The sequence below is a fragment of the Achromobacter sp. genome, from assembly GCF_050285585.1.
Lineage (GTDB): Bacteria > Pseudomonadota > Gammaproteobacteria > Burkholderiales > Burkholderiaceae_B > Achromobacter.
This window is the reverse complement of sequence record NZ_JBLZXF010000011.1, coordinates 16,907-38,018: the sequence shown is the minus strand read 5'-3', so window position 1 is coordinate 38,018 and position 21,112 is coordinate 16,907. Positions and strand designations below refer to the sequence as shown.

Sequence of the window (21,112 nt, the reverse complement as noted above, 5' to 3'; positions counted from 1 at the left end):
CGGAACTTCACCCGCCGGCCGGCAACAGCTTCAGTCCGGTGCGCCGCACGAACTCCTCGTAGCTGATCGGCGGCCCCGCCTTGGTGCTGGCGGCGTTCGCCTGCCAGTGCACCCAGGATCGGCCCGACGTCGCGTCGTACACGACCTTGTAGAGATAGCTGGGCACGGCCACGCCGGATCCTATCGTTTTCGGCTTGTCCGAATAGACCGGTCCGGTAAACACGTACACGTCGCCGGCGGCGCGCATGACATACTTGCGGGTGTCCTGCTCGATGGCGCTCCACGCGCCGCCGTTGTGCGTCTGGTCCTGCGGCACCATATTGGCCAGCGAAAAGCTCTGCGCCATGCCTTCGGCCGTGGACATGTCGGCTGCCGGCGCCATGTGGCCGCGCGCGAAACCCGATCCGCGGTAGTCGTCCAGCTCGGCCCGTTCCGCGCGCGGCAGCCGGGCCTCCGCGTAGAACTTGTCCGTCCTGCGCTGCCCCTGCGCCTGCGTGAGCATCTGGCGGTTCAGGCGTTCCGCCACGAAAACCGGCGTTTTCGTCTGGCCGTTGTGCAGGATCGCGAAGGCCGAAAAGCACACCTCCCGCAACTTCTGGCTACCGGGCACTTCCGGCGGGCGCGAATGCGGGAAGAACTGCCGGCATTCCGAAAACATCGTTTGAGCGGGCGCGCCGGCGGGCACGGCTATCGGCGCCGTCGCGGGCGCCGTCTGTTCACGCTGCTGCGGGCGCGGCTGTTCCCGATGCGGCGCCCGGTGCTGCGGCCACCCCAGTTGCGCCAGGGCCTCCTGGACCGGCGCGGGGACCCGCCATTGCGGATTCAGGACATAGGAGGCGGCGCCGAAGCTGGCGAGCGACGAAAACAGCAGCGCCTTCAGGAAGCGGGGGAAACGGCCGCTGGAGCGGGCGCTGGCCCGGGCCGTGGATCTGCTGGTGGAACCTTTCTTCTTGGCAGGGGATTTCTTCGCGCGCGTCATTACTACCTGTGAGCTACTGCCCGGCCGCATCGGCGGCCGGCTCGGCCAAGGATTGTAGATGAGTGGCAAATTTGCCACGCACGCGCGTCCGGCTGGCTGGCCGCCGTCCCTTGTGAGACCTGGCCGAGCTTCTTTGCTGCGGGCATTCCCGGGGTTTTGTTACGCTTTTTTGCAGTATTTCCAACGTAAAATTCCGGCTGGCCGCCGCGACACGCCGGCGCCATACCCAACGGCTCCGATGTACGTCGATCTCCTTACTCTTTACTTCATCATCATCGGAACGCTGCTCGCCACGGCTGGCCTGACGTTTTGGGAGCATCGGGCCCATCCCAAGCGCAGCGGGTCGCTGCGGATCCTGTCGGCGGGCTTCGCCACGCTGGCGCTGGGCTGCACGGGGGCGCTGTTCCGCAGCGTGCCGCCCAGCCCGTTCGGTTCCGCCGGGGCCAACCTCGTCGTCCTCAGCGGCTACCTGCTGGTCATGAACGGCGCCGCCTCCTTGCGCGGCAAGCGATACCGCGTTGCGCCGCTTGCGCTGCTTGCCGTCATGGCCCTGATATGGGCGGTGGCCGGCGCGCAAGGGGAGGATCTCGTCTGGAAGTACATCAGCGCGTTCCCCATCGCGCTCGTAAGCGCGTGGACCACGTGGGAATTGCTGCGCTGCGGCGATCTGAAAGCGCTGAAGCCGCTGCGCATCGCCGCCGCGGTGACGGGCTTCCACGCGCTGATCTATGCCGCCCGGGCGTTCATCCTGCCCTGGTGGGTGGCGGCGCATGGCACAGGGGTGCAACTCACGGCAAGCACCCTCACCATGTACGAAGGCGTGCTGTATTCCATCCTGCTGCCCATGACCCTGATCAAGCTTGTCCGCGAGGAGACCCATGTCGAACTCGTGCGCGAATCGCAGACCGACTATCTGACCCGGCTGGGCAACCGCCGCTGGTTTTTCGAGCAGGGCGCGCGCCTGATCGGCGAGGCAAAGGGGCGGGCGCCGGTTGCGGTGCTGGCGTTCGACCTGGACCAGTTCAAGTCCATCAACGACCGTTACGGCCATCAGAAGGGCGACCAGGTGCTGCAATGCTTCGCGGAAACGGCTCGCGACATGCTGGGGCCCGGCGCGATCCTGGCCCGCATCGGCGGCGAGGAGTTCGCCGCGCTGCTGTCGGGCGACGCCGCGGACCGCGCGGCGGCGCTGGGCGAGTTCGTGGCGCGGCGTTTTGCCGAAACCATCTCCGACCGGATCGACAATGTCGGCATACCCGCCACCGTCAGCATCGGGCTCGCGCAGTACCCGCATGACGCGCCGCCGCTGGCCGACGCGCTGGCCGCGGCCGATCGCGCCCTGTACCGCGCCAAGGCGCTGGGCGGCAACCGCCTGGTCTCGGCGGGAGCGGCCCTGCGGGTGGCGGCGAGCTGACTCCTGGAGCGGAAAATGAAAATCCTCGCATCGCTGACCGTCATAGGCTCGCTTACCTTGAACCTCTCCGCCAGTCCGGCTGCCGCCGGCTCCATCGGCTACCTGGGCCCAGCCGGCTCCTGGACGCACCAGGCCTGCCTGGACCTCTACGGCGACAAGGACCTGGTCCCGTTGTCGCGCGACGACCTCTTCAAAGACTACGCCAGCGGCAAGCTGGAACGCGCCTGCGTGCCCGTCACCACCTCCGTGGTGGGCGTCACGCCTTACCTGGACGCAGTGCTGGACCTGCCCAACGTTACCGTCGTCGCCGAGTATCCCAAGATGCTGGGCTACAGTCTGCTGGCGCGGCCGGGCGCCAAGCGCGAGGACATCAAGGAAGTGCTGGCGCACCCCGTCGCCTTCGAGGAAGTGAAGCCGTGGGTGGACCGCGAGATGCCCGGCGTCCGCAAGACCGACGCCGCCAGCGGCGGCGCCGCCGCCCAGGCCGTCGCCAACAGCCCGGCGCTGGACAAGGCCTCGTTCGGCCCCAAGGTCGGCGCCGCGGTCTACTCCCTGGTGTCCCTGGTGGACGGCATCGAAGAGGGGCCCCACAACGTCACGCGCTGGTGGGTGCTGGGCCGAGACATGCCCGCGCCCACGGGCCGCGACAAGACCTCCCTGTTGCTCGACATCTCGGACGACCGGTTCGGCGCCACGCTGGCGTCGCTTGTCGCCGCCGGGGTCCAGGTCCTGACGGTATACGAACGGCCCAGCAAGAAAACGCTCGACACGCACCGCTACCTGATCGAGGTGGCGGGGCACGCGAAGGAAGGCAGGCTGGAGGAGTTCCTGGCGGGCAACCCGGCGTTCAGGGTGCTGGGATCCTATCCCAGGAAGTAGGGCCGCGCCGGGGCGGGCGCCGCCTGGAGATGTCCGCCCGAACATTTGTTGCGGCAGCGGTTTGGTTGTTACTCTCTGGGGCACCGTTTCCCAAACGCAGCATTGATAAAGGTCTTCCGATGCGCCTGAACCAGTGCCAGAATTTCCACGACTTTCGCCGCATGGCGCGCCAGCGCTTGCCGGGCCCCATCTTCAACTACATCGACGGCGCGGCCGACGATGAAACCACCTACCGGCGCAATACCCAGGCCTTCGAGGCCTGCGACCTGGTGCCGGACGTGCTGCGCGGGGTGGCGGAGGTGGATATGTCGGTAACCGTCATGGGCCAGAAACTGGCGTTGCCGGTGTATTGCTCGCCGACCGCGCTGCAGCGCCTCTTCCATCATGACGGCGAACGCGCCGTGGCCGCGGCCGCAGGCAAGTTCGGCACCATGTTCGGCGTGTCGTCGCTGGGCACCGTCAGCCTGGAGGAAGCCCGCAAGATCAGCGGCGGGCCGCAGGTGTACCAGTTCTATTTCCACAAGGACCGCGGCCTGAACCGCGACATGATGGCGCGCGCCAAAGAGGCCGGCGTCCAGGTCATGATGCTGACCGTGGACAGCATCACCGGCGGCAACCGCGAACGAGACAAGCGCACGGGCTTCGCGATCCCGTTCCGGCTGAACCTGTCCGGCATCGCCCAATTCGCCGTCAAGCCGGCCTGGGCCATCAACTATGTCACGCACGAACGCTTCAGGCTGCCCCAACTGGACGGCCACGTGGACATGGGCGGAGGGGCGATGTCCATCAGCCGGTATTTCACCGACATGCTGGACCCCGCCATGTCCTGGGACGACGTGGCCGCGATGGTGCGGGAATGGGGCGGCCAGTTCTGCCTGAAAGGCATCATGTCGGTCGAGGACGCCAGGCGCGCCGCCGACATCGGATGCACGGGCATCGTGCTGTCCAACCACGGCGGCCGCCAGCTCGACGGCTCGCGCAGCGCCTTCGACCAACTGGCCGAAATCGTAGACGCCGTGGGCGACCGCATCGACGTGATGATGGACGGCGGCGTGCAGCGCGGCACCCACGTGCTGAAGGCCCTGGCGCTGGGCGCCAAGGCCGTGGGGCTGGGCCGCTATTACCTGTTTCCGCTGGCGGCGGCGGGCCGGCCCGGGGTGGAAAGGGCGCTGGAACTGATGCGGGTCGAAATCGAGCGCGCCATGAAGCTGATGGGGTGCAGGACCGTCGCGGAACTACAGCGGCGGCACCTGCGGTTCCGTTGAACGGCGGGGATTTTCCGCCATCGCTTAGGCGCCGGATTCACTCTCCGTCTCGCCGATCCGGAATATTTGGGACAGATCCCAGTCTCCCATGCCGCGCTGCGCGGCATCCCGCAGCAGGCGGCGCACTTCCGGCAGCACGCGCTGCATCGTAGTGCTGGCCTGCGCGAGTTCGGCAATCGCGTCCAGATCCTTGAGCATCACGCGCACCGTGCCGGTGGCATGTTCGGGCGGCGTCACCATGCGGGGCCATAGCGTTTGCAACAGCACGGAATCGGCCCAGCCGCCTTGCAGGGCCGACGGCAGGGCGGCCGTATCGATTCCACTGCGCTTGGCCAGCACGAAGGCTTCGGCCAATCCGGCGAGCGTGGTCGCGACGATGGCCTGATTGGCGAGTTTCGTGGTCTGGCCCGCGCCGGTGTCGCCCATGCGGGTGACGCGCGAGGCGAATGCGCGCAGCACGGGCGCCACGGATTCGATGGCGTCCGCGGGGCCGCCCGCCATGACGGCCAGCTTGCCGGCCGCCGCGCCCTCCGTGCCGCCCGAGACGGGGGCATCGATCCACACGCCGCCGGTTGCCGCCGTCCAGCGGCCCGCCAGCGCGCGCGTGAGCGCTGGCGACAGGGTCGAATGGTCGACGAGATAGCGGGGCGGCGCGGCGGAGTGCGCAAGCCCATGCTCGCCGAACACCACGTCCTCCACGGCCTTGCCGTCGCCCAGGCAAAGCAGGACGATGTCGACTCGCCCGCCGAGTTCCTGCGGCGTGCGACGGGCGACGGCCCCGGCGGCGGCAAGCGGACCGAGTTTCGCGCTGGATCGGTTCCAGACGGCGACATTGTGTCCGGCGGCCAGCAGCCGCCGGGCCATGGGGTCGCCCATGCGGCCGATGCCGCAAAAGCCGATGCGCGGCGCCGCCCTCATTTCCGGCTTCCGTCAACGGGCGCTTCCCCGAGAGAGGCTTCATAAGGCCAGGCCACGGCCCCCGAATGGGTCACCGCGCCCAGCTTGGCCGGGCGCACCAGCGCTTCGTACTTTTCGAGCACGCCGCCAAGATGCCCGCGCGCGAACGGCCGGGTGACAGCCGCCCGCTGCGCGAGCTCCTCGTCGGAAAGCTCGACATCGAGAGTTCCCTTGATCGCATCGATGTGTATGCGGTCGCCATCGCGCAACAGCCGTATCGGTCCACCCGCCGCGGCTTCGGGGCCTACATAGCCGATGCACATGCCGCGGGTCGCGCCCGAGAACCGGCCATCGGTAAGCAGCGCGACCTTTTCACCCATGCCTTGTCCGTAGATTGCCGCCGTGACGCTCAGCATCTCACGCATGCCCGGGCCGCCCTTGGGGCCTTCATTGCGAATCACGAGGACGTCGCCTTCCCGATAGGTTCCGGCGGCAACGACCGCCATGCAGTCCTCTTCCGTCTCGAACACCCGCGCCGTGCCCGAGAACACCAGCTGCTTGAGGCCGGCGGTCTTCAGCGCGGCGCCGTCCGGGGCAAGATTGCCGCGCAGGACCACCAGCCCTGCGTTGGGCGAGAGCGGTTCGTCATGCGGCTTGACCACGCGGCCGTCGGGGCCCGGGAAGGCGCGCAGCGCCGTTTCCAGCGTTTCGCCGCTTTGCGTGAGGGTGTCGCCGTGTATGTGGCCGCCAGCCAGCAGGGCGTTGAGCACCGCCGGCACGCCGCCGACATGATGCAGGTCCACCGCCAGATAGCGCCCGCCGGGCTGCATGTCGCCGATAAGCGGCGTGCGCGCCAGGACTTCAGAGACATCATCGAGCGTGAATGCTATGCCGGCTTCGTGCGCGATGGCGGGGATGTGCAGCATGGCGTTGGTCGATCCCCCCGTGGCGGCGACGGCCGCGCAGGCGTTCTCCAGGCTCTTGCGGGTCACCAGGTCGCGCGGCAGCGGCCCGCCATTGCGCAGCGCGCGCATGACGTTTTCTCCGGCGCGGCGGGCGATCGCGATGCGTTCGCTGTAGACGGCGGGCACCATCGCCGAGCCGAGCGGCGCCAGGCCCAGCACTTCGGCGACCATCGCCATCGTGTTCGCCGTGAACTGCCCCGGGCAGGAGCCGGCCGTCGGCGTGCAGCGCTTTTCGATGCCGCGCAGCGTTTCGGCGGACATATCGCCGCGCTGCGCCGCGCCTACGGCCTCGATGGCGGTCAGGATCGTGGCTTGCGAGCCGTCCGGCGCCACGCCCGGCAACATCGCGCCGCCGAACAGGAATACCCCAGGGACGTTCACGCGCACCATGCCCATCAGAATGCCGGGCAAGGTTTTGTCGCAACCGGCCACGCCGACGAGCGCGTCGTAGCAATGGGCGCGCACGAACAGCTCGACGCTGTCGGCAATCGTCTCGCGCGAGACCAGCGAGAACCGCATGCCCGAGTGATTCATCGACGTGCCGTCGGACACCGAGATTGCCGAGCCGCGTATCGGCACGCCGCCGCCGGCCGCAATGCCGAGGCGAACGTTGTCGGAAATCTGGTTCAGCGACATGGAACAGGGCGTGTTCTCGCCGAACGTATCGACGATGGCGACGAACGGCTTCTCGATGGACTCATCGTCGAGGCCCGTGGCGCGCAGGAAGGCGCGGTGCGGCGCGCGCGTCACGCCCTCGGTCACCGTGCGGGAGCGGTGTTTGTGCAGATCTTTCATCGCAGGAATTCCTTGTGTCGTGGGGCTCAGGTGTTGAGCAGCAAGCCGTTTTCGATGGCCAGGACCTGGCCGGTCATCGCGGGCGCGCGGGCGGCGAGGAACCAGGCGAGTTCCGCGATTTCCGAAGGTTGGGAAACCCGCTTGAGCGGCGCGTTCTCGCGCATGCCGTCGAGCACGCGCGCGTAGGCGTCGTCGCCGAGTATCCGCCGCAGCAGGCCATCGTCGACCATGCCCGGGGCGATGGCGTTCACGCGGACGCGCGGGGCGAGATTGCGCGCGAGCGACAGCGTCAGCGAGTTGACCGCGCCCTTGGAAGCCGCATAGGCAATCGACGATCCTGTGCCGTTGAGGGACGCCAACGACGAAATGTTGATGACGCTGCCCGATGCCGCGCATGCCGGACGATCGCGCAGCAAGGGCGCCGCGGCGCGCGTCATCTGAAACATGCCGATGAGGTTCACGCGGTAGACGCGTTCGAACTCGCCGGCGTCAATGGCTTCCAGATCGGCGTGTGGCACCACGCGTGTCGTGCCCGCGCTGTTGACCAGCGCGTCCAGCCGTCCCCATTGTGCGGCGACGGCGTCGACGAGGCGGCGGCAGGCTGCGTCGTCACCCACGTCGGCGTCGACGACGATCGTCCGGGCGCCGGCGTCGGCGCACTGGGCGGCCACCCGCTCGGCGGCCTCCCGGGTGCTGTGATCGAAATTGTTGATGGCCACGGCCCAGCCGTCGCGCGCGAAACGCAGGGCGGTGGCGGCGCCGATGCCGGTGGCCGCGCCAGTCACCAGGCAGACGGGTGCTTTCATGCCTGACTCCGTTTGGTGCCCGGCGACATCACGATGACGGCGCCGCCGATCAGCGCGCACGCCAGCATGATCATGCCCGGCAGCAGCTGCCCCGTGCTGTCCTTGAGAAAGCCGATAACGTATGGACTCACGAAGCCTGCAAGGTTGCCGACCGAATTGATCAGCGCGATGGCGGCCGCAGCGCCCGCGCCGCTCATCATCGCCGTGGGAATGCCCCAGAAGACCGGCGCGATCGAATTGATGCCGATGGCGGCCACGACGAGCGCGGCCATCGACCACCAGAGGTGCTGGGCAAGCAGCACCGACGCGAGCATGCCGGCGGCGCCCAGCACGCAGCACACGGCGACGTGGACGCGGCGTTCGTTATGGCGGTCCGCATGGCGCGCGATGAGTATCATCGCGACGGCGCTGACGAGCGATGGCACGGCCGAAAGCAGGCCGATGTTGCCGAGGTTGGCGACACCCGCGGCGCGTATCATCGTAGGCAGCCAGAAGACGAGCCCGTAGTTGCCCATGGCGATACAGAAATAGAGCAGGCCGAGCAACCAGACCCTGCGGTCGCCGAACACCTGCCGCACGCTATGGCGGGCGCGGGTGCTGTCGTCGGCGGCGAGATCCTGCGCGAGCAGGCGCTTCTCGTCGGAACTGAGCCACTTCACGGTCTCGATCCGGTCCTGCAGCACGAAGAAGGCGGCGATGCCGACGACGAGCGATCCGAGGCCTTCGACCAGGAACAGCCACTGCCAGCCCGCCAGGTCGTGCGCGCCGCCGAACCGCTCCATGATCCAGCCGGACAGCGGACCGCCGATGGCGCCGGAGACCGGGATGGCCACCATGAACAGGGCGATGATCTGCGAGCGCCTGTTCGAGGGGAACCACGTGGCCAGGTACAGCACGATGCCCGGGAAGAAGCCGGCTTCGGCCACGCCCAGCAGGAATCGCAGCACATAGAACGACGTCGGCCCCTGCGCAAACATCGTCAGGCAAGAGATGATCGACCACGTGACCATGATGCGCGCGATCCAGACGCGCGCGCCGACGCGATGCAGGATCAGATTGCTGGGCACTTCGAAGAGAAAGTAGCCCAGAAAGAAAATTCCGGCTCCCGCGCCGTAGACGGTTTCCGACAGCGAGAGGTCCGCGAGCATTTGCAGCTTCGCGAAGCTCACATTGACGCGGTCGATGTACGCAACGATGAACGACAGGAACAGGAACGGCATGATGTGCCAGGCCAGCTTGCGATACAGCGAGTCGAGCTGCGCCGGATGCTGCGCGGCCTGAGAGCCGGCATGCGCATGCGCGCCGCCGGATAGGGACGTGCTCATGGGGGGTGTCTCCGTAGGTGTGTGCCATGGGGGCACATCGAGTTATTCGGCAGCCTGCGAGTTCGGTTATGTGCGTGGCATCGAAGCGGGAGCCGTCATCGCGCCCGGGGAATTCGTCCATGTGCCACGAAAAGTCCGCTCCACAGTGCTGTCCATGCGAAGGGTAAGGGTTGCTCCTGCCCCGCGGCAAATCACACTTTGGGCGCTTGGTATTACTGTTTGGTTATGATTGGCGTATTCCGCCATCACGTGATGCGCGCCGCTTTCCGAGGCCACCATTCCCGATATGTCCGCCAGCGCGCCAACCGACAATTCGATCGAACGCTTTTTCCGCAGCGGCCTGAAGCTGGGGCACCTGCGCATCCTGGTGACGCTGGGCGAACTGCGGCAGGTCACCCGGGTTGCGGCGGCGTTCCACGTCACCCAGCCTGCCATCTCCAAGCAGATCGCGGAGATGGAGGACGCGCTGGGCACGCCAGTCGTGCGCCGCGTGGGGAACGCCGTCGAATTGACGCGCATAGGGCGCGTGCTGGTCGAACGCGGGCGCGAGATCCTGCGGCAGATCGAACTGGCTCGGCGCGACGTCACCGCGCTGGCCTCGGGCACCGCGGGCCACGTGAGATTCGGCGCCGTGGTGACCATTCCCCAGCCCCTGATCGCGCATGCCGTCGAGCTGTTCACGCGGCGCGCGCCGAACGCGTCGTTCTCGTTCGTGGAAGCCACGCTCGATCGCCTGCTCAAGATGATGGACGAAGGCAATCTCGATCTGGCGCTTGGCCGCAACCGGGTGACCGGCTATCTGCCGGTGGTGCGTCACGAATCCTTGCATCACGAGCCGTTCGTCTTCGTGGTGGGCACGCGGCACGCCCTGGGAGGCTCCGATACCCCCGTGGCCTGGAGCGACTTGCAGGACGTGCGCTGGATCACGCCGATGCAGGGGTCGCCCGCGTTCGCGACCATGGCCGAGATTCTTGCCGAGCATGGCGTGACCCTGCTGCGCCCGACCATCGAGTCGAGTTCGTTGGCGCTCAATCTGTCCTTGCTGCGCGACGGGGAGTACGTCTCGATCCTGCCCTTGTCTCTCGCGCGGCGCTATGTGCAGCGCGGAACGATGCGGATACTGCCGCTGCCGCCGCTGGGGCCCCTGGGCGAGGCCATCCTGTACTGGCGCGAAGACACCACGACGTCCACCACGCAGCTGTTTGCCGATTGCCTGCGGGAGTCGTCGGCGGAACTGATCGATGCGGTCGGCGCGTAGCGTCCGGGCGCCAGGCTTCAGACGCTGGGCCATGAGAGGAACGCTCCGGGGCGAAAGCGGATTGACGTTCCGGCCCTGACGACGCCAACCGTTGCCATGTTAAAAAGGGGCGCCCGAACTTCGAACCAATCATTCGCCCATGTCCGAACACCACCAGTTTCTATGCCCGCGCGATATGCACCTGCCGCCTCCCGATTGGCGCGCGTTGGAAGCCAGGCTGCTGGAGGGAGGATACGTGCTTGAACCGCGGGGGGACGGCGTTCCGTACCGCGCCCTGTTGAACCTGAGCTTCGGCCTGGCCAGCCTGAACGAGGGATCGCACCAGTATCGGGAAGGCCTGCGCACCACGGGCGACGTGATCGCCATGTACGTGCAGGCAGGGTATCTGCCTGCCGACATGCCGATACGCCATCACGACACCATGGACGAAGCCCTGGCGCTGCTGGCCGAACACGGCATCACGCCGGGCGATCTGTATCTCGACAATGAAGGCAGCGATTGGAACAGCCCCCAATACTGCCTGGGCCCCGCGGCGCGGCCCTATCTTACCGACGACACAAAGGCCGCCTACGATGCCGATCCCAGGCATTTTCCGCTGATGCTATTGGCCTACGACGGTCCCGGCCCCAACGTTGCGGTGGGGGAGAATCTCTCCGAGCCCAGTTTGCCGGGGTCGGACGAGCTGCTGGAATCCATGCCGCCGTTCGACTCGCACGTCGACTTCATCGGCGCCGCCTACGACGATCCGGCCGCGCAATGGCATTGCCCGCAGGATGGCCGCGACTACCGGATCCTGGAGCTGGACTGGCAGTTCAGCCTGGCAATGGGCTTTCGCATGATCCGCACGGAGGGGCTGGACGACGGGAGCGCCAGGGGACTGGCCGGGCTGGTCGGGGAACTGGTCGGGCAGCCCATGGTCTGCAGCCATCGCCATCTGTAAAGACCCGCCGCCTTTATTCCCCGGCACGCCAGGCGCTGCGTCGCCGCGATCGCGGCCTGGGCACCACTCCTAGCCGCGGATCGCGCGCCAGCGCAAGCTCGACCAGTTGCACCGCGACCGCCTCGAACGACTCGTCCGTCTGCGGCAGGTAGAGCCACTTGCCCAGCACGGGATGCGGCCGCAGGCTGGGCAGCTCGGACATCAGCGCCGCATGCCGCTCTTTCGAGGTGCACACCAGAACGCCGCTCCACGGATCGTCCCGGTCCGCGGCGACCAGATACAGCGCCTCGTCCAGGTAGGCCGCGTCGCAGCCGAACATCTTCCGGTGGGAGTAGTTGGCGTCCCGTTCCAGGGGTTCGAGGATCCAGAGAAGGGAGTTCTGGCGCGCGGGCTGCCGCCGCTTGGGCGGGGAGAATGGGTCGGGGCGGTTGCGCATGGGGAGTTGCCGCCGTTAAGCCTCGTCGGGCGCCAGCCCCGCCGCCTCCAGGCGCCATCGCGGGATGCGGTATTCGTATTGGGCCTGCTCGATCGTCTGGTACCGCCGCAGCCACGGGGCGATGTGGTTCTCCACGTCGGCGGGCAAGAGGGGCAGCCATCCCGCCAGGTCCTCCGCGCACGTGATCTCGAGCACGTCGCCGCAAGCCCGCCACAGGCGACGCTTGCCCTTTTTCTTCCAGCCCGCGAACGCCGGTTGCGCTCGCAAGCTCCCCAGCATGTTCTGCTCAAGATCGGTAAACGCTATTGGCATTCGGGTCTCCGGCGCACGCGTGGGGGAAGTCTGTTGGCGCGCCAGATGGGAGTTTAAGTCACCATCGCGCGTCGGCGGCAACGGGGGACCGCCCGTCGGGCGGCGCGGCTCCTGCAAAGCGCGCCGCCAGCTGATCGCAGTGCCGCGCCAGAATTGCCGCATCCACGCCCACCGCCGTATACAGGCTCCCGGCAGCCATGTACCGCCGCGCCAGCGTCTCATCCGGCGTCAGCACGCCCGGCGCCTTGCCGGCCGCGCGCACCCGGCCGATGGCGCGTTCGACCTCGGCCACGACCTTTGGATGCTGAGGCTCGCCCGGATAGCCGAGGCTGGCAGCCAGGTCCGCCGGTCCGATGAAGACCCCGTCCACGCCATCCACCGCGATGATGGCGTCCAGGTTCTCCAGGGCCTCGCCGGTCTCGGCCTGCACCAGGAGGCACAGCTCGTCCTCGCAGCGGCGCATATAGTCCGGCACCCGGCCATAACGCGTGGCGCGCATGGTGCCGCTGACCCCGCGCACGCCGCGCGGCGCGTAGCGCATGCCGGCCGCGGCGCTCTCGGCTTCGGCCGCGTTCTGCACATAGGGCAGCAGCAAGGTCTGCGCGCCGATGTCCAGGTACTGCTTGATCTGGATCTTATCGTTCCACGAGGGTCGCACGACGGGATGGCTGCGGTAGGCGGCCGCGGCTTGCAGCTGGGCCATTACGGTCGGCAGCAGCGCCGGCGTGTGTTCGGTGTCGAGCAGCAGCCAGTCAAAGCCGCTGGCGGCGACCAGTTCGGTGCTGTTCGGATGGCCGAGCGTGACCCACAGACCGGTCTGATGGCGCTGTTCGCGCAGCGCGCGTTTGAACGTATTGATGGGAAGTTCCATGCGCCGTCCCTACGAGAAATGGACCGAGATGCTGCCGAGCTTGCCGTAGTCGGCATGCAATGTGTCGCCGCGCTTGACCGCCACCGTGCGGGTGAACGACCCGGCCAGCACGATCTGCCCGGCGGCCAGGCCCGTATCGTGCTGGGCCAGCTTGTTGGCCAGCCAGGCAATGCCCAGCGCCGGATGCCCCAGCACCGCCGCGGATACGCCCGATTCCTCGATCACGCCGTTTTTCAGGAGCAAGGCGCCCACCCATCGCAGGTCGATGTCCAGCGGCCGCACGGGCCGGCCGCCCAATACGATGCCCGCGCAGGCGGCGTTGTCGGCGATGTTGTCGACGATCCGGCGCGGATACTTGCTGCGCCCGTCGATCAGTTCCAGCGCCGGCACCACATAGTCGGTGGCGTCCAGCACATCGAACAGGCTCACGCCGGGGCCGTGCAGCGGCTTGCCCAGCACGAAAGCCAGTTCCACCTCCACGCGGGGCACGATCAGCCTGGCCGTCGGGATGGTCTCGCCATCCTGATAGAACATCGTGTCCAGCAAGTGCCCATAGTCCGGCTCGTCGATGCCGACGGTGCTTTGCATCGCCTTCGAGGTCAGGCCGATCTTGTGGCCGCGCAACTTGGCTCCGGCGGCAAGCTTCTGGTCGATGATGCGTTTCTGGATCGCATAGGCATCGGCGATCTCGATGCCGGGAAAGGCCTGGTCGAGCTGCGTGGTGGGGACGCCGCTGCGTTCCGCCTCCAGCAGGAGTCCGGCGGCGCGGTCGCGATCGTCTTCATTGAGCATGGCGGGTTCCTTGTGCGGGCGCGGTCGATTCGTCGGCCACGGGGTTGGACAGGGTACCGATGCCCGCCACTTCCACCTCGACCACGTCGCCCGGCTTCAGGAAGCGCGGCGGCGTGAAGCGCACGCCGGCGCCGATAGGGGTGCCGGTCGAGATGACGTCGCCCGGCCTGAGGGTGGTCCAGATGGAGATGTAGCGGATCAGTTCGGCGAAGGGGAACATCAGGTTGTCGGTCGAGTCCTGCTGGCGCAGTTCGCCGTTGACGCGAGTGCGGACCGTCAGCGGCGCGGCGGGGTCGAACTCGTCGGCCGTCGTCATCCATGGGCCCATCGAACCGCTGGCATCGAAGTTCTTGCCCTGGGTCACATTGAACTTGCCGTGCTTGATCCAGTCGCGCACCGTGCCTTCGTTCAGGCAGGTCAGGCCGGCGATGTGGCTCCAGGCGTCTTCGGCGGCGATGCGGCGGCCGGCCTTGCCGATCACGATGGCGATCTCGCCCTCGTAGTCCAGCTGTTCGGACTCCGGCGGGCGCAGCAAAGGCTCGCCGTGCCCCACGAACGATCCCGGAAAGCGCGGGAACACGCTGGGATAGGCGGGCGGCGCGCTGCCGTCCTGGTATTCCTCGTTGCGCTTGCCGTAGTTCACGCCCACGCAGATGATCTTCCCGGGCACGGGAACCGGCGGCAGCAGGCGCACTTCGTCCAGCCGGTGCGTGACCGGCAGGGTCCCGGCCAGGCGCGCCAAGGCGGGAAGGGCGCCGGCTTCCAGCGCGGCGAGCAGGCTGTCGTTGCCCTGGCCGTCCAGCGCAACGATCTCGTCCCGGCCGCGCAGGGCGCCAAAGCGCGCGCGGCCTTCATGGGTGAAGCTGAGCAGTTTCATTCGTCGAATCCAAAAAGGCGCGCGGGGTTGTCGACCAGGATCTTCCTGAGCGTGGCGTCATCGCCGGCATAGCGCGCCAGCTGATCCAGCAGGCGGCCCTCGTCCGGCGTGGCTTGCACCGAGACCGGATGCGGCCAGTCGCTGCCCCATACCACGCGGTCGGGGTTCGCGGCGATCAACGCCTGGGCCAGCGGAATCACGTCGTCCCAGGGCTCGCCCGCGCGCGACAGCTTTTCCGTCAATGACAGCATCACCCAGAAATTGCCGCGCGCCAGCAGCGATTCCAGCTTGCGCCGCGTGGGATCGCTCGCGCCCGCGCGTGGATCGGCGCGGCCCATGTGGTCCAGCAGCACCGGTATGTCCAGCGATTCGAACTGCCCGATCTGGGCCATCATGCCGTCGGGCTCGGGCTGGAACTTGGCGTACCAGCCCAACTCGCGGATGCGCGCGATGGAACGGTCGAACACGGCCGGCGCCATGCTGATGCCCAATCCCTGGCGCGTGAAGCGCGCGCCGCGCACCCCCGCGTCGTGCAGCTTCTGTATATACGCGTCATCGCGCTCGGCCAGCACCACCGCATTCGCGCAGCCGCGATACGACGGGCCGGCCGTGGCGAGGCCGTCCAGCACCACCTGATGATCGGCGCCATAGGTCGTGGCCTGCACGATCACGCCGCGCTCGATGCCGAGCAGCCGGTGCAGGGCCAGCGCCGTCTCGATCGTTGCGCTGGGCATTTCATACGCCGCGCCCGGGCGCACCGGGTAACGGTCCGCCGGTCCGAACACATGAAACTGGCTATCGCACGCGCCCGGCGGCAAACGCTGCGCCGGCGCGGTCGGATGGGTATGGAAGTGTTGGTATTGCGTCATCGCGGGGTTCCTTTAGCCGATCACCGCGACGAAATCGCATTCGATGAGCTTGTCGCCATCCAGATCCGCCTGAAGGGTGTGGCGCGCCGGCCGGTTCCCCGCATCCGGAAACGCCTGCAGCCATACCGCATTCAGGGCCGCGCGCTGGCCGCGGTCGCGCATCCATACCGTCATCTTGGCGATGTGGTCCAGCGAGCCTCCGCCCGCTTCCACGATACGGCGCACGTGATCGAACATCAGTTCGCACTGGCGTTCCAGCGACGCGCCGTAGGCGCCCGTCGCCGGGTCGGTGCCCTGGATGCTGCCGGAATACAGCATGGGGCCGATCCGGCAGGCGGCGGGAATGGGATTCTTGTGGCTGAAGCCTTCGGCATAGATGCTGCGTCTGCTCATGGCGGGTTCCGTGTCGGGATAGATGAAGGGGAGAGAGCGCCGGGTTGCGTGCCTGGCGCGCCCGGATTCAATTCGCCGTAATGCCGGCGCGCTTGATGATTGGCGTCCAGCGCGCGTCTTCCGCGGCCAGGTAGCGCGTGAATTCCTCGGGCGAACTGCCGCGCGCTTCCGCGCCCAGCTCGTCGAAACGCTGGATGATCGCCGGCTGCGCCAGGACCTTGCCCAACGCCGCGCTCAACTTGTCCAGGACCTCCGGCGGCGTGCCCTTCGGCGCCAGCAGCCCGGTAAAGGTCGCCGCCTCCATGCCCTGCACGCCGGCTTCCGCAAACGTGGGCACATCGGGCATCGAGGGCACGCGCTTGGCGGTCGTTACCGCCAGCGCCCGCAGCCGCCCGTCCTTCACGTAAGGCAGCGCCACCGAGATCTGGTCGAAATTGAAATCCACCTGGCCGCCCAGCAGATCCGTCGTGGCCGGCGCATTGCCCTTGTATTGCGCCGTCGTCCAGCGCGCGCCGGTCAGCGACTGCAACAGCTCGCTCACCAGATGATTCGTCGTGCCCGCGCCGGGCGACGCCATGTTCAGCTTGCCCGGATCCTTTTTCGCCAGCGCCAGCAGCTCTTGCAGGGTCTTCGCCTTCAGCGCCGGCCGCACCTGCAACACCAGCGGCGTATACGAGACCGAACTGATCGGCGCAAAATCCCGATCCCACTGGTATGCGTCGCGCTTGAAAATCAGCGGAGAAAACAGCAGCGGGCCATTCGCGGCCATGAACAGGGTGTACCCGTCCGGCGCCGAGCGCGCCACCTGTTCTCCGGCAATCATGCCGCCCGCGCCGGGTTTGTTCTCGACGATGAACGGTTGCCCCAGCGCCGCCTGCAACCCCGGCGCAATAAGCCGCGCCGCCACGTCCACATTTCCGCCGGGCGGGTAGGGCACGACAATCTTCACGGGCCTCTCGGGCCAGGCGGCATGCGCCATCGAGGTAAGGACAGCCAGCGCCACAGTGGCGCAGGCGCGGAGCGCGTTGCGGTTCATGGTCAGTCTCCTGTGCGTGTCATCGCGTTTTGTTTGATGACACTCTAGAAACTCCCGCGTTGCCGAACAACGCCAATTTCGCGAAAAGTTCCGAATATTGGACTATTTTTAGAGAGTGCTCCGTTGGATTCTTCAGGATGAGGCTCTCTACATCGGAAAATCAGGCTTGGCGCACTGTGCGCGTACCAAGGTATCCAAATTCTGATGTTCAATATCCGGACTACGGAGCGAGACAACATGCACTTCCCGGCCACCGACCTGAACCCCGAACAGACCTACCGCCTGATGAGCGGCATCGTCGTCCCCCGCCCCATCGCCTGGATCAGCAGCGTCAACGCCAGCGGCGGCGTCAACCTGGCTCCCTTCAGCTGCTACACCTTCGTTTCCAACCAGCCGCCCATGATCGGCGTCAACATCGGCAGGAAGGCCGGGGAGCGCAAAGACACCGGCCGCAACATCCTGGCCAACGGCCACTTCGTCGTGAACATCGCCGACGAGACGCTCCTGGATCCGCTCCACGAAAGCGCCCAGGAACATCCGGCCGACGTCAGCGAAGCCGAACTGCTGGGCCTGGAGGTGCTGCCCGGTTCCGCCGTGGCAACGCCCCGCCTGGCCGCCGCGCCCATCAGCCTGGAATGCCTGCTGCACAGCGTGACGCCGTTCGGATCCACCGGCGCCGAATTCTTCGTGGGCGAAGTCGTGATGTTCCACATCCGCGACGGGTTGATGCGGGACGGCAAGGTCGACACCCGGCAACTGTGGCCGATCTGCCGCATTGGCGGCCCCAACTACGCGTCGCTGGGCGCCATCGTCACCAAGCGCGGCATCGCGCAGACTCCCAAATCCGTCCTGAAGCCGGAGGCTGCATGAGCGATGCCGAAGACAAGAACGCGTCCGGCGCCCAGACGGTGCGCCGCGCGCTGGCGCTGCTGCGGCTGATTGCATGCGGACAGGAACGGGGAGTGCGCCTGGTGGACCTGGAGCGCATGTCCGGCCTGAACCGCCCGACCGTGCATCGATTGCTGAAGACCCTGGTGCAGGAAGAAGCGGTCGAACAGGATCCGGAAACGCGCCGCTATCTGATCGGGCAGGAGGTCACCCTGCTGGGTCTGGCGCGCACGCGGCGGTTTCCGTTATTGACGCTGGCCGATCCGTATATAACGGAGTTGGCCGATCAGGTTGGGGACACGGTATTTCTCAGTATCCGGCACGGGCACGACTCGATATGCATCGGCAGGCGGACCGGGCGGCACCCGATACAGGTGCTGTCGATTGAAGTGGGAGTGAGGCGGCCGCTCGGAGTGGGCGTGTCGGGGGTGGCCCTATTGGCCAGCCTGGATGCCGAGGAAAGCGCGGGACTGGTGCGCAGCAACGCGGCGCGGCTGGAGGTGTTGGGCGAGCGGGTGGAGGATGTGATTGCCCGGGTAGAGAAGGCGCGGAAAGAAGGGTTGGCGCATGCGCCGGCCGGGCTGATGCCAGGGACCAGCGCGGTGGCGGTGCCGATCCTGTTCGGCAAGAAGGAAGCGCTGGGGGCGATTACGGTGACGGCGATGGCGGAACGGCTGGCGGTGGAAAGGTTTGGCGTGGTGGTGGAGCGGATGCGGCAGGCGGCGGCGGGAATTGCGGGGAGGTATGCGCAGGTGGCTGGTAGAACCTGAAGCGGGCCGGCTGCCATTGCCTGGCCAGTTGCATGCCGCAGCGCGGTTGTCGGGTGACGCTGGGGAGGGCCCCGGGGCGCTGCGCGCTATCCGGCGGCGGCGTCGGCCTTGGGCCGCGGCTTCAACGCGCAGGCCGCCGCCGGCGCCATGCCGCGGCGCATAGCCTCGTCCGAGGGCGGCGCTATGGGCCGCCTGGGATGCGCATAATTCCAGCCCGACCACATCGGACCTATCCTTTGGCGGTCCAGCATTCCCGCCGCGTCCGCCTGACGGACCCAATAGTGCATGAGTTCCTCGCGTTCCTGCCGGCTGTACTGCTCGCGCGCGTCCTCGGCCTCGTAGGTCTCCACCATTGCCAGCATGGCCGCGCCCATGCCGCGCCGCGCCGCAGCGGCAAAGCAGGCGCGTACCGCGGTCATGGCCGTTGGCTCGTAGGCGGAGTTGCCGGACACGCCTTTTGCCGCTTCCCGCTGCAATATGATTCCGATGTTGTAGAGCGCGAGCACGTCGCCGTTGGCTGCCGCCAGCGTCACCCAGCGCGCGCCGGCCTCGCGGTCCTTCAGCAAAGCCGGATCGTCCGGATAGCGCGCATTCAGCTTCAGCCACAGCTCGGGCGTCCAACGTATCTGCCGGACGGTAACGTCCAGATACCGCAACCCCAGCCGGCCCTGCGCGGGCGGGTAGCCCAGCCTGGCCGCATCGGCAAGGGCATGGATCGCCTTGGTCTCGCAGCCCTTCCATTCGGGCCGCGCATTGCACCAGTCGTCCAGGTCATAGAGCGCCGGCGCATAGCCCGAATCGGCCGCCTGGCCCAGCCAGCGCCAGGCCTCGGGCAGATCCCGCGCGCCGCGGTCGTCCCGATAAAACTCCGCAAGCACCGCCGCGCCCTGCGGCAGCCCCAGTTCCGCCGCCCGCCGATAGCGCGATAGCGCGGCGGCCGGCATGCCGCCTTGCGGTCCGGCCTCACGCTGCAGTCGGGCGGCCTGATTGAACAACGCCCGGCGATGGCCCTGGTCCGCGGCAAGCTCATTCCACTTGCGCGCCGCCCGCTCATCCTGATGACCGCCCCAGCCGGCCTGCAACATGCGCGCCAGAGACGCCTGCGCGGCGGCATTTCCGCCCCGCGCGGCGGCCTCATACCAGCGCCGCGCCTGGGCCAGGTCCTGAGGCACATGCTGGCCCGCTTCCAGGGCCACGGCGGCGCGGTACTGGACGGCGGCATCGCCTTGCGGCGCGTCGCGCAGCCACTGCCGCACTTCGGCGGCGTTCCAACGGCCGGGGTCCTGGTCGTACCAGATAGCCGAATCCAGCCATGGGGGGCGAGTCTCCATGGGCGCCGCGTGCGCGGTGTGCGGCGATAGCGCCAGCAATGCCAGCGCGGCGAACGCTTTCAGAGTGCGTCGGAATCTGGGAAGGGGAGAGGACATGGATACTGGGGGATACACGACGGATGGGAATCGCCATCGGCTTGCGCCAGCATTGTAGTCTCGCGCCATTTGTGCGGCCGAACCGGGCCGCAAGAACCGGATATCCGCCTTCATGAACGCCCTGGAGAATGACGGAACGCCATTCATATCGGAGCCTCATCATGGGTTTGCTGCAGGATAAAGTCGCCATCATCACGGGCGCATCATCGGGAATCGGGCGTGCCGCCGCGCTCTTGTTCAGTGCCGAGGGGGCCGCCGTCGTCTTGAATGCCAGGGGGGAATCGGCGCTGGAAGTCGTGGCGGCGCGCATTCGGGATCAGGGCGGGAAGGCGCGGGCGGTTGCTGGCGACGCCAGCCAGCCCGAGACCCACCGGCGTCTGGTTTCAGAGGCGGTTGGGGCATTCGGCGGCCTGGATATCGCGTTCAACAACGCCGGGGCGACCGGCCCCATCGCGCCGCTGGCCGACATCGCCTTCGCCGATTGGCACACAACGATAGCGGCGAACCTGCACTCGGCCTTCCTGGCTAGCGTTCATCAAATCCCCGCCATGCTCGAACGCAAGGGCGGGGCGATCATCTTCACGTCCAGCTTTGTCGGCACCAGCGTCGGGCTGCCCGGCATGGCTGCGTATGCCGCCGCCAAGGCGGGGCTGATGGGGCTGGTCAAAGGAATCGCCGCGGACTACGGCGACAAAGGCATCAGGGCCAACGCGCTTTTGCCCGGCGGTGTCGACACTCCCATGGCCGGCGACAGCGCGCAGAAGGAATGGGCGGCAGGGCTGCATGCGATGAAACGGATCGCCCGGCCGGAGGAGATCGCTTCCGCGGCCTTGTTTCTGGCGAGCTCGATGGCGAGCTTCGTCACGGGTTCCGCCTTGTTCGCGGATGGAGGAAACGCGGCGGTGAAGTGACGGCCCG

Annotated in this window: 22 protein-coding genes; 8 read left to right on the top strand and 14 right to left on the bottom strand. The window is 67.4% G+C overall.

Annotation, left to right across the window (positions count from 1 at the left end; all coding sequences use genetic code 11):
• Positions 1 to 7: 7 nt before the first annotated feature.
• Positions 8 to 979: a DNA/RNA non-specific endonuclease gene (locus ACN6PJ_RS16775; RefSeq protein ID WP_427996979.1), complete on the bottom strand. Its 972-nt coding sequence runs from the start codon at positions 977 to 979 to the stop codon at positions 8 to 10.
• A 238-nt stretch (positions 980 to 1,217) separates the two neighbouring features.
• Between ACN6PJ_RS16775 and ACN6PJ_RS16770 the strand changes: the two genes are divergently transcribed.
• From ACN6PJ_RS16770 to ACN6PJ_RS16760, 3 genes are all read left to right on the top strand, one after another.
• Entirely contained in the window at positions 1,218 to 2,393 is a 1,176-nt protein-coding gene (locus ACN6PJ_RS16770) for a diguanylate cyclase domain-containing protein (protein ID WP_427996978.1), read from the top strand.
• 15 nt (positions 2,394 to 2,408) lie between these two features.
• Entirely contained in the window at positions 2,409 to 3,272 is an 864-nt protein-coding gene (locus ACN6PJ_RS16765; RefSeq protein ID WP_427996977.1) for a prephenate dehydratase, read from the top strand.
• Between the two features lie 119 nt (positions 3,273 to 3,391).
• Positions 3,392 to 4,537 (top strand): alpha-hydroxy acid oxidase, encoded by a 1,146-nt coding sequence (locus ACN6PJ_RS16760; protein WP_427996976.1) that lies wholly within the window; start codon positions 3,392 to 3,394, stop codon positions 4,535 to 4,537.
• A gap of 24 nt (positions 4,538 to 4,561) precedes the next feature.
• Here the strand turns inward: ACN6PJ_RS16760 and ACN6PJ_RS16755 are convergent, their stop codons facing one another.
• From ACN6PJ_RS16755 to ACN6PJ_RS16740, 4 genes are read right to left on the bottom strand one after another with little or no spacing between them, the layout of a single operon-like run.
• Complete coding sequence (locus tag ACN6PJ_RS16755; RefSeq protein WP_427996975.1) at positions 4,562 to 5,455, bottom strand: NAD(P)-dependent oxidoreductase; 894 nt, start codon at positions 5,453 to 5,455, stop codon at positions 4,562 to 4,564.
• Positions 5,452 to 7,194, bottom strand: coding sequence for a dihydroxy-acid dehydratase (ilvD, locus tag ACN6PJ_RS16750; protein ID WP_427996974.1), 1,743 nt, complete (start codon positions 7,192 to 7,194; stop codon positions 5,452 to 5,454). The genes ACN6PJ_RS16755 and ilvD overlap by 4 nt, the downstream gene beginning before the upstream one ends.
• 26 nt (positions 7,195 to 7,220) lie before the next feature.
• Positions 7,221 to 8,000, bottom strand: coding sequence for an SDR family NAD(P)-dependent oxidoreductase (locus tag ACN6PJ_RS16745; RefSeq protein WP_427996973.1), 780 nt, complete (start codon positions 7,998 to 8,000; stop codon positions 7,221 to 7,223).
• Positions 7,997 to 9,325, bottom strand: a complete 1,329-nt coding sequence (locus tag ACN6PJ_RS16740; RefSeq protein WP_427996972.1) for an MFS transporter — start codon at positions 9,323 to 9,325, stop codon at positions 7,997 to 7,999. The genes ACN6PJ_RS16745 and ACN6PJ_RS16740 overlap by 4 nt, the downstream gene beginning before the upstream one ends.
• A gap of 286 nt (positions 9,326 to 9,611) precedes the next feature.
• Between ACN6PJ_RS16740 and ACN6PJ_RS16735 the strand changes: the two genes are divergently transcribed.
• A complete protein-coding gene (locus ACN6PJ_RS16735) occupies positions 9,612 to 10,583 on the top strand; it encodes a LysR family transcriptional regulator (protein ID WP_427996971.1) in 972 nt (323 codons plus the stop codon).
• A gap of 139 nt (positions 10,584 to 10,722) precedes the next feature.
• Complete coding sequence (locus tag ACN6PJ_RS16730; protein ID WP_427996970.1) at positions 10,723 to 11,523, top strand: hypothetical protein; 801 nt, start codon at positions 10,723 to 10,725, stop codon at positions 11,521 to 11,523.
• A gap of 13 nt (positions 11,524 to 11,536) precedes the next feature.
• Here the strand turns inward: ACN6PJ_RS16730 and ACN6PJ_RS16725 are convergent, their stop codons facing one another.
• From ACN6PJ_RS16725 to ACN6PJ_RS16690, 8 genes are all read right to left on the bottom strand, one after another.
• Positions 11,537 to 11,959 (bottom strand): hypothetical protein, encoded by a 423-nt coding sequence (locus ACN6PJ_RS16725; RefSeq protein ID WP_427996969.1) that lies wholly within the window; start codon positions 11,957 to 11,959, stop codon positions 11,537 to 11,539.
• Between the two features lie 15 nt (positions 11,960 to 11,974).
• Positions 11,975 to 12,271: a hypothetical protein gene (locus ACN6PJ_RS16720; RefSeq protein WP_427996968.1), complete on the bottom strand. Its 297-nt coding sequence runs from the start codon at positions 12,269 to 12,271 to the stop codon at positions 11,975 to 11,977.
• Between the two features lie 58 nt (positions 12,272 to 12,329).
• The gene (locus tag ACN6PJ_RS16715; RefSeq protein WP_427996967.1) at positions 12,330 to 13,142 is read right to left on the bottom strand and encodes an aldolase/citrate lyase family protein; all 813 of its coding nucleotides are present in this window, start codon (positions 13,140 to 13,142) and stop codon (positions 12,330 to 12,332) included.
• Positions 13,143 to 13,151: 9 nt separating this feature from the next.
• The gene (gene hpaH, locus ACN6PJ_RS16710; protein WP_427996966.1) at positions 13,152 to 13,934 is read right to left on the bottom strand and encodes a 2-oxo-hept-4-ene-1,7-dioate hydratase; all 783 of its coding nucleotides are present in this window, start codon (positions 13,932 to 13,934) and stop codon (positions 13,152 to 13,154) included.
• Positions 13,924 to 14,811, bottom strand: coding sequence for a fumarylacetoacetate hydrolase family protein (locus ACN6PJ_RS16705; protein ID WP_427996965.1), 888 nt, complete (start codon positions 14,809 to 14,811; stop codon positions 13,924 to 13,926). The genes hpaH and ACN6PJ_RS16705 overlap by 11 nt, the downstream gene beginning before the upstream one ends.
• Positions 14,808 to 15,680: an amidohydrolase family protein gene (locus ACN6PJ_RS16700; protein ID WP_427996964.1), complete on the bottom strand. Its 873-nt coding sequence runs from the start codon at positions 15,678 to 15,680 to the stop codon at positions 14,808 to 14,810. Before ACN6PJ_RS16700 ends, ACN6PJ_RS16705 begins: the two co-directional genes overlap by 4 nt.
• A 12-nt stretch (positions 15,681 to 15,692) precedes the next feature.
• Positions 15,693 to 16,073, bottom strand: a complete 381-nt coding sequence (locus tag ACN6PJ_RS16695) for a RidA family protein (RefSeq protein ID WP_427996963.1) — start codon at positions 16,071 to 16,073, stop codon at positions 15,693 to 15,695.
• A gap of 67 nt (positions 16,074 to 16,140) precedes the next feature.
• A complete protein-coding gene (locus tag ACN6PJ_RS16690) occupies positions 16,141 to 17,109 on the bottom strand; it encodes a Bug family tripartite tricarboxylate transporter substrate binding protein (RefSeq protein WP_427996962.1) in 969 nt (322 codons plus the stop codon).
• Positions 17,110 to 17,346: 237 nt separating this feature from the next.
• On the opposite strand from ACN6PJ_RS16690, the gene ACN6PJ_RS16685 reads away from it, so the two are divergent.
• Positions 17,347 to 17,979: a flavin reductase family protein gene (locus ACN6PJ_RS16685; protein WP_427996961.1), complete on the top strand. Its 633-nt coding sequence runs from the start codon at positions 17,347 to 17,349 to the stop codon at positions 17,977 to 17,979.
• On the top strand, positions 17,976 to 18,767 hold the full coding sequence (locus ACN6PJ_RS16680; protein ID WP_427996960.1) for an IclR family transcriptional regulator: 792 nt from the start codon (positions 17,976 to 17,978) through the stop codon (positions 18,765 to 18,767). The genes ACN6PJ_RS16685 and ACN6PJ_RS16680 overlap by 4 nt, the downstream gene beginning before the upstream one ends.
• Before the next feature lie 86 nt (positions 18,768 to 18,853).
• On the opposite strand, the gene ACN6PJ_RS16675 is transcribed toward ACN6PJ_RS16680, so the two are convergent.
• A complete protein-coding gene (locus tag ACN6PJ_RS16675) occupies positions 18,854 to 20,098 on the bottom strand; it encodes a tetratricopeptide repeat protein (RefSeq protein ID WP_427996959.1) in 1,245 nt (414 codons plus the stop codon).
• A 257-nt stretch (positions 20,099 to 20,355) separates the two neighbouring features.
• On the opposite strand from ACN6PJ_RS16675, the gene ACN6PJ_RS16670 reads away from it, so the two are divergent.
• Positions 20,356 to 21,105: an SDR family oxidoreductase gene (locus tag ACN6PJ_RS16670; RefSeq protein WP_427996958.1), complete on the top strand. Its 750-nt coding sequence runs from the start codon at positions 20,356 to 20,358 to the stop codon at positions 21,103 to 21,105.
• The last annotated feature ends 7 nt before the right edge of the window (positions 21,106 to 21,112 follow it).

Coding starts and splice junctions, on each gene's coding strand:
- ACN6PJ_RS16775 (WP_427996979.1), bottom strand. CDS start 979: ATGACGCGCGCGAAGAAATCCCCTGCCAAGAAGAAAGGTTCCACCAGC.
- ACN6PJ_RS16770 (WP_427996978.1), top strand. CDS start 1,218: ATGTACGTCGATCTCCTTACTCTTTACTTCATCATCATCGGAACGCTG.
- ACN6PJ_RS16765 (WP_427996977.1), top strand. CDS start 2,409: ATGAAAATCCTCGCATCGCTGACCGTCATAGGCTCGCTTACCTTGAAC.
- ACN6PJ_RS16760 (WP_427996976.1), top strand. CDS start 3,392: ATGCGCCTGAACCAGTGCCAGAATTTCCACGACTTTCGCCGCATGGCG.
- ACN6PJ_RS16755 (WP_427996975.1), bottom strand. CDS start 5,455: ATGAGGGCGGCGCCGCGCATCGGCTTTTGCGGCATCGGCCGCATGGGC.
- ilvD (WP_427996974.1), bottom strand. CDS start 7,194: ATGAAAGATCTGCACAAACACCGCTCCCGCACGGTGACCGAGGGCGTG.
- ACN6PJ_RS16745 (WP_427996973.1), bottom strand. CDS start 8,000: ATGAAAGCACCCGTCTGCCTGGTGACTGGCGCGGCCACCGGCATCGGC.
- ACN6PJ_RS16740 (WP_427996972.1), bottom strand. CDS start 9,325: ATGAGCACGTCCCTATCCGGCGGCGCGCATGCGCATGCCGGCTCTCAG.
- ACN6PJ_RS16735 (WP_427996971.1), top strand. CDS start 9,612: ATGTCCGCCAGCGCGCCAACCGACAATTCGATCGAACGCTTTTTCCGC.
- ACN6PJ_RS16730 (WP_427996970.1), top strand. CDS start 10,723: ATGTCCGAACACCACCAGTTTCTATGCCCGCGCGATATGCACCTGCCG.
- ACN6PJ_RS16725 (WP_427996969.1), bottom strand. CDS start 11,959: ATGCGCAACCGCCCCGACCCATTCTCCCCGCCCAAGCGGCGGCAGCCC.
- ACN6PJ_RS16720 (WP_427996968.1), bottom strand. CDS start 12,271: ATGCCAATAGCGTTTACCGATCTTGAGCAGAACATGCTGGGGAGCTTG.
- ACN6PJ_RS16715 (WP_427996967.1), bottom strand. CDS start 13,142: ATGGAACTTCCCATCAATACGTTCAAACGCGCGCTGCGCGAACAGCGC.
- hpaH (WP_427996966.1), bottom strand. CDS start 13,934: ATGCTCAATGAAGACGATCGCGACCGCGCCGCCGGACTCCTGCTGGAG.
- ACN6PJ_RS16705 (WP_427996965.1), bottom strand. CDS start 14,811: ATGAAACTGCTCAGCTTCACCCATGAAGGCCGCGCGCGCTTTGGCGCC.
- ACN6PJ_RS16700 (WP_427996964.1), bottom strand. CDS start 15,680: ATGACGCAATACCAACACTTCCATACCCATCCGACCGCGCCGGCGCAG.
- ACN6PJ_RS16695 (WP_427996963.1), bottom strand. CDS start 16,073: ATGAGCAGACGCAGCATCTATGCCGAAGGCTTCAGCCACAAGAATCCC.
- ACN6PJ_RS16690 (WP_427996962.1), bottom strand. CDS start 17,109: ATGAACCGCAACGCGCTCCGCGCCTGCGCCACTGTGGCGCTGGCTGTC.
- ACN6PJ_RS16685 (WP_427996961.1), top strand. CDS start 17,347: ATGCACTTCCCGGCCACCGACCTGAACCCCGAACAGACCTACCGCCTG.
- ACN6PJ_RS16680 (WP_427996960.1), top strand. CDS start 17,976: ATGAGCGATGCCGAAGACAAGAACGCGTCCGGCGCCCAGACGGTGCGC.
- ACN6PJ_RS16675 (WP_427996959.1), bottom strand. CDS start 20,098: ATGGAGACTCGCCCCCCATGGCTGGATTCGGCTATCTGGTACGACCAG.
- ACN6PJ_RS16670 (WP_427996958.1), top strand. CDS start 20,356: ATGGGTTTGCTGCAGGATAAAGTCGCCATCATCACGGGCGCATCATCG.